Here is an 8,287-nt window from a genome sequence, read left to right as displayed (position 1 = left end):
AATACCGATGATCTTCTGATTTTCAATAGCTCTATAGAGAATGAATATCTCAAGCTTTACAAGGCAGGAACTCTATCGGCGGAGCAGTTGGAAGAGATAAGACTCAGAGGATTGAACGGAAAAAGGGAACTACTGTGAAGATATATTCCAGTATAAAATTACTATCTAAGGAGAAAAAATGGCAAAAAGACGATCTGTTGATCCTAAATATTCTATGTGTGTTCAGCCTTCTTTTATTATTGGCACGAATAACGAGGATGGTTCTGAAAACTTTGCTCCTATCACCTGGGCAAGTGCAACTCATGAAGATGGCGACCAATATTTATTTGTTATAAGTATGGCAGGAACTAAGATGACTAAGAAAAACGTTCTAAGAACCGGAGTTTTTAGTGCAAACCTTGTCAGCATAGATATGCTGTCGCTTATGGATTATTTTGGTTCTAAACATGCCAAAGATGGCGCTAAAAATGATATTTCCTATGAGGTTGTGAGGGGAGAGGTGTTGGATGTTCCTGTATTGAATGAAAGCCGATGGGTGTATGAATGTGAGGTTGCAAGAACTGTCGAGACTGGAGATTCAACTACTTTCTTTTGTCATATCCGCAATATACAGATGGATGAAAGACTTGAATGTGAAGATATATTTGACATTGATCTTACGGTACTGGATCCAGTCATCTATTCTGGAAAGTATCATAGCATTGGTAAAACGCTTGGAAAGATTGGAGATTTTGTACAGTAACATATAAATTTTCGTTTTTGAAGATAAGAAAATTTGATACTAAAGAAAACTATGGCAAGGCCATAAAAAGTTTTTTCGATAATTACAATAAAGCGTTGCAAAAATTACTGATTGCCCCGTTTGATATTAATTTGGGGTATTCGGTGTAAAAAAAAATATTTCAGTTTACTCTAAGATTACCCCCACAAAACTGGTTATGAAACAATGGGTATCGATAATGAAGAAGTATGTGTAAATATCTTTCAGGATAATCAACCAAGAAGAAAAGGATTAAAAAAGTCATATGATGAAAAAAGATCTTTTAATCAAAGCGGCACAGCTTTACGGATTCGATACTGCCTCTGCCAAGGAAGTCCCAGGGCATGAAGGCGGAAGGAATCTGGTATTTATGATTGGAAATGATTCGGTCCTCAGAGTGTCTTCCCTTTCAGATAGAAGCATTAAGGATTATGAGGCGGAAATCGAGTATGTACATTATCTTTCTGAAGGTGGAGCCAGCGTGGCAGAATCAATTCCCTCAGGGAAAGGTAACCGTATTGAAATTATCGATGGGATGGCAGTGACCATGTTTGAGGCTGCAAAAGGTGATCAGATAGCCGATCATGCTTACCGGTATATTGATGGAGTTCCGATAGATGAGTACTTCTATCTTACTGGCAAGGTTTTAGGGAAAATACATGCTCTTTCAAAGAACTACAGCTCGATTCATAAGCGTTTTGATTTCTTCGAGAAGTACAATGAAGACTATTTCGAGAGCCTTATCCCGGATGATTTCTTTTGTTTACATATGAAGATGGGGCGTCGGGTTAAAGACAGACTGCATGAATTTCTGGAGGAACTGCGCAGACTTCCGCGGAACTCCGAAAACTATGGAATGGTTCACTTTGACTATAGTGATGGAAACTATAACATTGAGTATGATACAGGAAAAATCAATGTATTTGATTTTGATAACTGCCGTACTTGCTGGTATTTATATGATATTGCCAATTTATGGTCCCATGGTCTTGGGTGGATTGCCTGGAATGAAGACGCAGATGAAAGACGGGCATATATGGAAAAATATATGCAGACAGTCATTAATGGATACCGGACTGAGTGTACCATAACCGATGAAGAACTTGAGCATTTGGAAATGATGGTCAATGCAGTATTGATGGAAAATATCATTGATGTCTTTGAGGTAAAGAAGGCTTCCGGCGAAGAATTCGTTTTCGATGAGGAAGAAAGCTACAATGTGAAGTGCCTTGTGGAGGGGCTTAGCTGGTTTGGCTTCTACAGTGATATTTTTGATAACGAATCACCTTTTGAGGTAGAGATATAAAATTGCAGTAAAGCTTACCATTGAAGAAGTTTTAATGAAGAGGTGAGTATGACAAAAGTATTCTTTGTAAGGCATGCAGAACCTAATTATGATAATCATGATGACAGAATTCGTGAGTTGAGTCCTCGTGGAATGGAAGATAGGAAAAAGGTTACTGCTTTTTTGGCTGATAAAAATATAGATATAGTTATTTCAAGCCCATTTAAGAGGGCTGTTGATACTGTCCAAGATTTTGCAGATAAAAATGGACTGCCTGTTGAGATAGTTGAGGACTTTAGAGAAAGAAAGGTAGATAGTGGTTGGATAGAAGACTTTGCCTCTTTTTCCAAAAAGCAATGGAGCAATTACTCTTTCAAGTTATCAGATGGCGAATGTCTTAGGGAAGTTCAAGATAGAAATATAGCAGCCCTTGATAATGTTCTGAAGAAGTATCCAGGAAAAAATATAGTAGTTGGAAGTCATGGCACAGCATTAAGTACCATTATAAATTATTATGATAAATCTTTTGGCTATGATGATTTTGAGAATATTAGATTTCTGATGCCATGGATTGTGGAGTTTAGTTTTGATGAGCTAGGAAATTGTACGGACATCAAACGGCATTCTCTGTGATAAGTATAAGTGTACTAAGGTTGGGGACGGAGTTAGTGGCTCATTTCATTAAATTCCATTTTATGGAGAAAGTATGAAAAAGGTATTTAGTAAGGTTTTTGTAGGAATAGGAATTACGACAGTATCGATTCCTGTCCTACTTTTAGCTCTTTTTGTAGTAATAGAGGTAGTTGGATTTATGGCAACACTTCCGGAACAAGTAACTATGTTGAATGTGAATCCAAGGTCACATTTAATTCAAATTTGCCTGAGGATGAGGTGAACAGCATATTTGAGGCACAATATGAGTATTATGCGTTGGAAAAGAAGGATGGGAGTTATACTATGACTATATATGGTGATGCACCTTTCCCAGACAACATTGAAGGGCATTAAAGGAAACAATATATTCCAGTTTTATTTACGACAACAAATTGGTGGCTTGGTAGAATGATCATAATATATAAAATCCTGAGAGAAATCATTTGGCTGTTTGTGTGGGTAACAGTTGCAGATATTATTTTATTTGGACTTCCAATCCTCAAAATAGTCAGAAAGTGTAAGTATAAGGAATACCTAATTGATGCTGCAAACAGATTGGAGTATCAGCAGGGGAGTGAATGTAGCGGCTATTCAACAGCATTTGTTTTCAGGCATCTTGGAATCGACATAGACGGACTTTCTGCGTATAAGCAGATTCCTTTCAAACTTTTGAGAGGCAGCGTTTCGGGAATGGGCATAGTTCTTTTGTGCCTAAAATATAATGTGAGAGTATTGCTTCGGATAGGGAATGTTGAGGCGCTAAAGGATTTAGTATCAAAAGGTGTTCCGGTTGTGGTTCTTACCAGGACAGGCGTTGGCTCAAGATGGCTTCACTACATAACAGTAGTGGGATTTGATGAGGAATACATCTATACAGTGGATTCGATGGAAGAGCACGTGAATAGCGAAAATACGCCATATAATCGCAAAATCTCTATATCTGATTTTAAGAAGACATGGATGACAAGTAAGATATACCAACCGCTTATGTTTAATTTGTTTTTTGAAATGAAGAGATAAGCGATTATGGGGGACGCAGACAGGATTATATTTCAGGATAAAATGGTATATGTAAAGGAGACTAAAAATGAGCACAGGTGAATTAATAGTATCAATAATTGTTTTCATGATTGCCATAGCATTAATATTTTTAGCGATATTTCATTTTGGTGAACGCGGACACTTGTTTAATAATGCGTATATATATGCATCAAAAACACAGCGAGAGACAATGAATAAGAAACCATATTACAGGCAATCTGCGGTTGTTTTTTATTTGCTGAGCATCATTTTTATTATTATCGGATTAGCCGTTGTGTTGCAAAATAGTAGGTTGTTCTTTCTGGAAATCCCATTTTTTATTATTGTTATAGTTTATGCAATAATATCAACTTTGAAGATTAACAAACAAAATGAGGACTAATTAGTTCTCTCCGAAAATATATTCCAGTTTAAAACGACCGTTAACAATTTCACAAATTGAGCGTGAGCTGCATAAAATTGCATAACCTCAAAATTGACTTCCCCCCATAACTCTATTAAAATTTGGTGTTATGGGGGGAAGTTGTTGATTCAAAATATGTGGTCTGTTACAATTACATAAAAGGATGTTTAGAAAGGTTTGCACATGGATAAAAAGGATTTCATCGGCAGAGAACAAGAAGTCGACATAATAGAAAAATACTATAATTCTTCAAAATCAGAAATGGTGGCTGTTTATGGACGAAGAAGAGTTGGGAAGACATATCTGATAAAAAAGACCATGGGGAAGAAGTTTGATTTTGAATTTGTTGGTAGTCACAAAACTCCAGCCAAGGTTCAACGTGAACAATTCCAGAACGAAATTGATAAGTGGTCTCACAGTACCGGTAAGATCCCCAAGGATTGGTTTGTAGCATTTAGCAACTTGAAAGACTACTTATTGTCTTTGAATAAGAAAAGAGTTGTGGTTTTTTTGGACGAACTTCCTTGGATGGATACTGTAAATAGTAATTTCTTGAGCGCCTTTTCTTATTTCTGGAATACATGGGATAGTGCAAAAGCTTTATTAAAACTATACGTATGTGGATCAGCTACTACATGGATGGTAGATAAACTGATTGGTGATCAGGGGGGACTATATGGTCGTGTTAGTCGCCCAGTTTATTTGGCACCTTTTACACTGGCAGAAACTGAGCAATATCTGAACAAGATAAAAAAGATGCATTACAACAAAGCACAGGTACTTGATGCATACATGATTTTCGGAGGCATTCCATTTTACCTTGATATGCTTGATAACGAACTGCCATTTACTGTAAATGTTGACAGATTATTCTATGGCAGTGATGCTCCACTGCGAAAGGAGTATGATTTCTTATTCCGTTCGCTGTTTAAAAAGAGTGTAAGCTATCAGAAAGTTGTAACGTTGCTATCTAAGAAATTATCTGGGCTAACACGTGAAGAGATTTCTGCTGGATGCAAGCTTGAAGGTGGAGATTTAACTACAATTTTAAACAACCTTAATTCCTGCGACTTTATTAGAGTTTATTACTGCCCTAATAAAAAAGAGAAGGGCAAAATCTACCAGTTAACAGATATGTTCACTTTGTTTCATCTTAGATTTGTTAAAAGAAGTAATGGACAGGATAAAAACTATTGGACGAATATTGCTGGAACCGGAGAAGTTAATGCATGGGCAGGGTATGCGTTCGAGCAGGTTTGTCTACATCATATTGATCAGATAAAGATGAAGCTTGGAATATCTGGAATATTAAGCAATGTGTACGCTTGGAGCGAGAAGGCGTTTGTTGATTCAGATGGGACTAAATGGAAAGGCGGGCAGATTGATTTAATAATCGACAGAAGTGATAAGGTTATGAATTTATGCGAGATGAAGTTTGCTCAGGATGAATACACAATAACTGGAAAGTATTCAGATACTATTAGGGAACGTACAAGCTTGTTTAAAAAACAGATGAATACTAAAAAAGCTCTTCGATGCACATTTGTTACCAGCTACGGAGTCAAGGAAAATAGCTATAGTGATATAGTTGATAACCAAGTGCTGTTAGAAGATCTATTTCGATGAGTGCTGGATGACTCGCCCCCAAATGCATGTTAAAACATTATGATTTGGTGGCGAGTTGTTCAATATAAATTTTTTTCTTGATATTTCCGGTCTAGTCAGGCTAGACCGGAAATGTAGTTTAGTCTGACTAGACCAGGAGGGAACGCGTATGGAACTCGAACTTGGGGCAATTCAACTTAACAATGAAAGTGCTTGTATGAAGTAATGATAAATGATACGCTTTTCATGGCAGTAGTAGTGGTCTTGGTAATGTTCGGTTTTTGTGTGGTAACTTAAACATACATCATCATAGTTTCACTATCTACTGCTTTTTGAGTAAAAGAAACGCTGCGCCACAGCCTTGGCAGGCCGTCGCGCAGCGACTTAGTTCTATCGGAATATAAATGAAAAAATAATCAGAGGAATGCATAATGAAAAAGACATTTATTGAGATGAAACTCTTTCAGGTAAAGCCCGATAAACTCGAGCAATTCGAAGCTAAGATTGAGGAAATGACCGCAAATCAGCTTAAATGTGAAGGCTGCATATCACTCAAGTATTTCAAGAGATTCTATAAAGATTTGCAAAAAATGCTGATTTCTCCATTTGATATTAACTTGGGGTATTCGGTTTAAGGTAATACTTATGACGATAGAATACAGACAAAAAGCTTTAGAAGCGTTAGCTCATTACAATATAACAGCGACAGAAATAGAATTGCTGAGACACAATGAGAATCTGACCTATCGCGTGGGAAACGAGTATTTGCTGCAAATACATGAGCCGACAGAGGGGTTTTCAGCAGAGTTTTTTTACGACGGTGTTGATCGTGTCGAGATATATAAGTCAGAACTTGATTTTCAAGCCTACTTAAAGAAACAGAGCATGCAGATACGCGAAGCTGTTGAAAACCGTTATGGTGAACTCATTACAAAGTTACAGAATGGTACATATGTTACGGTTTCGAAATGGTTGGATGGCGAATCGTTAGACAAGCTTGAGTTGAATGATGCAATCTGCTATCAGATAGGTGATATGCTTGCGCGTTTGCATCAGAAGGCAAAGGGATTCCGGGTATCACCGGTAAAAACCTATGGAAAGCAACATTGCGAATGCACGAAAAGGAGATTTCAGGCACTGGAAAATCTGGGGTTAAGCAACGAGTATTCTTTGATCATGCAAAAGTGCTGTGATCATGCCGGAGCTGTATTGGAAAACGTGCAGGATGAATTTCAGATGATCCATGGGGATCTGTCTGCATCGAATATCTTGCAAACACCGAATGGGCTTGTGCCTATTGATTTTTCTTTTTTCGGTATGGGACATCCGATGTATGATCTTGCTGTTCTGTTTGGAAATATCGGCGGATCATTGGCGCGTAGGCAACAAATGGCAGAAGGATATCAGAATACAGGCGGTACGATCCGTTACGATGTGTTAGATGCCTGTTTTGTACTTACCTTGTTAGATTGTCTCGGAATTCATTATGAACAGTGGAGTAAGCAAGAGTGGTTTGCATCGAGAATGCAACGGTGGAATAAGGAAAACCTGATCCCATATGTGCAGGGAGAGCGAATATATGCGGATGATTTTTATCTGTTACATGTGCAAGGATAACTCCGAATTTAAAACGTCTCCCTTACCTGTGCCAGGAATTTTTCTGCAATAGGTGTGAAGGTCTGGTACTTGTTCCAGATCAGATATAGCGTTGTTTCCTGCTTGGGAGAAAGTGGACGGAATACAAGGTCGCTTTCTTCGGAGCAGTCTATCAGATGCTCAAAGGTCAGAAGTATACCCAGGCCTTCCTTGGCAAACATTGATGCATTATAAGAAAGACGGAAGGAACCTTCCAGGTGGAGCTTGGAAAAATTCTCCCCGGCCCATTCCGGTATCTCGATATTCCAGCTTTGTTCAGAGCAGAAGAGTGGCTGTCCTATAAGGTCGGCTACTTTTATGCTCTTTTTCTTTGCCAGGGGATGACTCTTTAAGATAATAGCACCCCAGCGGTCAGTATCAGGGAATGTGACATAGTCATATTTATCTTTGTTAGGTGTTTCGCAGATTACGCCAAAATCCAGTAACCCCTTATCAAGCTTTTCTGTTACCTGCTCAGTATCACCGCTGGTGATGTGGTAGGTGAAGGAAGGATATCTGTCTTTTAGCTTTTTAATCTCTCGGGCAAGATGACAGATCTGATAGGATTCCGCCAGACCAAAGTATATGTCTCCACCTGTGATATCATCCAAGGAGACAAATTCCTGCTCGATTTTATCTGCCATTAACACAAGATCCTCAGCACGGTCACGTAGAAGCATTCCTTCATCTGTGAGTTTGATGGAAAAACTATGTCTGGTGAAAAGCTTTTTTCCTAGTTCTTCTTCAAGACTTTTTAATGCCTTGGAAAGAGTAGGCTGTGTGACATGAAGTAATTCTGCGGCTCGTGACATGTTCTCTTCTCTTGCGACGGCAAGAAAATATCTTAAATTCCTTATTTCCATAAGAATCCCCTTAAATAAAATGATATGCCCAAAATGAATAT

The 8,287-nt window shown here is 38.2% G+C and carries 10 protein-coding genes; 9 read left to right on the top strand and 1 reads right to left on the bottom strand.

Translation table 11 applies throughout. From position 1 onward, the window contains the following. Positions 1 to 178: 178 nt before the first annotated feature. The 9 genes from G596_RS0116795 to G596_RS0116750 all read left to right on the top strand — a co-directional run bounded on the left by G596_RS0116795 (position 179) and on the right by G596_RS0116750 (position 7,365). Positions 179 to 742 (top strand): flavin reductase family protein, encoded by a 564-nt coding sequence (locus tag G596_RS0116795; RefSeq protein WP_022762984.1) that lies wholly within the window; start codon positions 179 to 181, stop codon positions 740 to 742. A gap of 283 nt (positions 743 to 1,025) precedes the next feature. Further along, on the top strand, positions 1,026 to 2,066 hold the full coding sequence (locus G596_RS0116790) for a phosphotransferase enzyme family protein (protein ID WP_022762983.1): 1,041 nt from the start codon (positions 1,026 to 1,028) through the stop codon (positions 2,064 to 2,066). 48 nt (positions 2,067 to 2,114) lie between these two features. Beyond that, positions 2,115 to 2,678 (top strand): histidine phosphatase family protein, encoded by a 564-nt coding sequence (locus G596_RS0116785; protein ID WP_022762982.1) that lies wholly within the window; start codon positions 2,115 to 2,117, stop codon positions 2,676 to 2,678. A gap of 73 nt (positions 2,679 to 2,751) precedes the next feature. Beyond that, positions 2,752 to 2,940 (top strand): hypothetical protein, encoded by a 189-nt coding sequence (locus G596_RS0116780; protein WP_022762981.1) that lies wholly within the window; start codon positions 2,752 to 2,754, stop codon positions 2,938 to 2,940. 167 nt (positions 2,941 to 3,107) lie between these two features. Next, positions 3,108 to 3,719 carry a hypothetical protein gene (locus G596_RS0116770; protein WP_022762979.1) on the top strand — a complete coding sequence of 204 codons (612 nt, stop codon included), beginning with the start codon at positions 3,108 to 3,110 and terminating at the stop codon, positions 3,717 to 3,719. A gap of 67 nt (positions 3,720 to 3,786) precedes the next feature. Then, positions 3,787 to 4,122: a DUF3784 domain-containing protein gene (locus tag G596_RS0116765; RefSeq protein WP_022762978.1), complete on the top strand. Its 336-nt coding sequence runs from the start codon at positions 3,787 to 3,789 to the stop codon at positions 4,120 to 4,122. A 204-nt stretch (positions 4,123 to 4,326) separates the two neighbouring features. Beyond that, entirely contained in the window at positions 4,327 to 5,769 is a 1,443-nt protein-coding gene (locus G596_RS0116760) for an AAA family ATPase (RefSeq protein WP_022762977.1), read from the top strand. Positions 5,770 to 6,179: 410 nt separating this feature from the next. After that, on the top strand, positions 6,180 to 6,383 hold the full coding sequence (locus G596_RS22675; RefSeq protein WP_022762976.1) for a hypothetical protein: 204 nt from the start codon (positions 6,180 to 6,182) through the stop codon (positions 6,381 to 6,383). Between the two features lie 10 nt (positions 6,384 to 6,393). Then, on the top strand, positions 6,394 to 7,365 hold the full coding sequence (locus G596_RS0116750) for a phosphotransferase enzyme family protein (RefSeq protein WP_022762975.1): 972 nt from the start codon (positions 6,394 to 6,396) through the stop codon (positions 7,363 to 7,365). Positions 7,366 to 7,373: 8 nt separating this feature from the next. Here the strand turns inward: G596_RS0116750 and G596_RS0116745 are convergent, their stop codons facing one another. Then, positions 7,374 to 8,246 (bottom strand): LysR family transcriptional regulator, encoded by an 873-nt coding sequence (locus tag G596_RS0116745; protein ID WP_022762974.1) that lies wholly within the window; start codon positions 8,244 to 8,246, stop codon positions 7,374 to 7,376. Between the last annotated feature and the right edge of the window lie 41 nt (positions 8,247 to 8,287).

This window comes from Butyrivibrio sp. AD3002 (assembly GCF_000420905.1).
Lineage (GTDB): Bacteria > Bacillota > Clostridia > Lachnospirales > Lachnospiraceae > Butyrivibrio.
The sequence above is the reverse complement of the archived record's forward strand: the minus strand, read 5'-3'. Positions and strand labels throughout refer to the sequence as shown.

Bases quoted from the DNA above. Each gene is read 5' to 3' on its own strand.
- G596_RS0116795 (WP_022762984.1), top strand. From the start codon at position 179: ATGGCAAAAAGACGATCTGTTGATCCTAAATATTCTATGTGTGTTCAG.
- G596_RS0116790 (WP_022762983.1), top strand. From the start codon at position 1,026: ATGATGAAAAAAGATCTTTTAATCAAAGCGGCACAGCTTTACGGATTC.
- G596_RS0116785 (WP_022762982.1), top strand. From the start codon at position 2,115: ATGACAAAAGTATTCTTTGTAAGGCATGCAGAACCTAATTATGATAAT.
- G596_RS0116780 (WP_022762981.1), top strand. From the start codon at position 2,752: ATGAAAAAGGTATTTAGTAAGGTTTTTGTAGGAATAGGAATTACGACA.
- G596_RS0116770 (WP_022762979.1), top strand. From the start codon at position 3,108: ATGATCATAATATATAAAATCCTGAGAGAAATCATTTGGCTGTTTGTG.
- G596_RS0116765 (WP_022762978.1), top strand. From the start codon at position 3,787: ATGAGCACAGGTGAATTAATAGTATCAATAATTGTTTTCATGATTGCC.
- G596_RS0116760 (WP_022762977.1), top strand. From the start codon at position 4,327: ATGGATAAAAAGGATTTCATCGGCAGAGAACAAGAAGTCGACATAATA.
- G596_RS22675 (WP_022762976.1), top strand. From the start codon at position 6,180: ATGAAAAAGACATTTATTGAGATGAAACTCTTTCAGGTAAAGCCCGAT.
- G596_RS0116750 (WP_022762975.1), top strand. From the start codon at position 6,394: ATGACGATAGAATACAGACAAAAAGCTTTAGAAGCGTTAGCTCATTAC.
- G596_RS0116745 (WP_022762974.1), bottom strand. From the start codon at position 8,246: ATGGAAATAAGGAATTTAAGATATTTTCTTGCCGTCGCAAGAGAAGAG.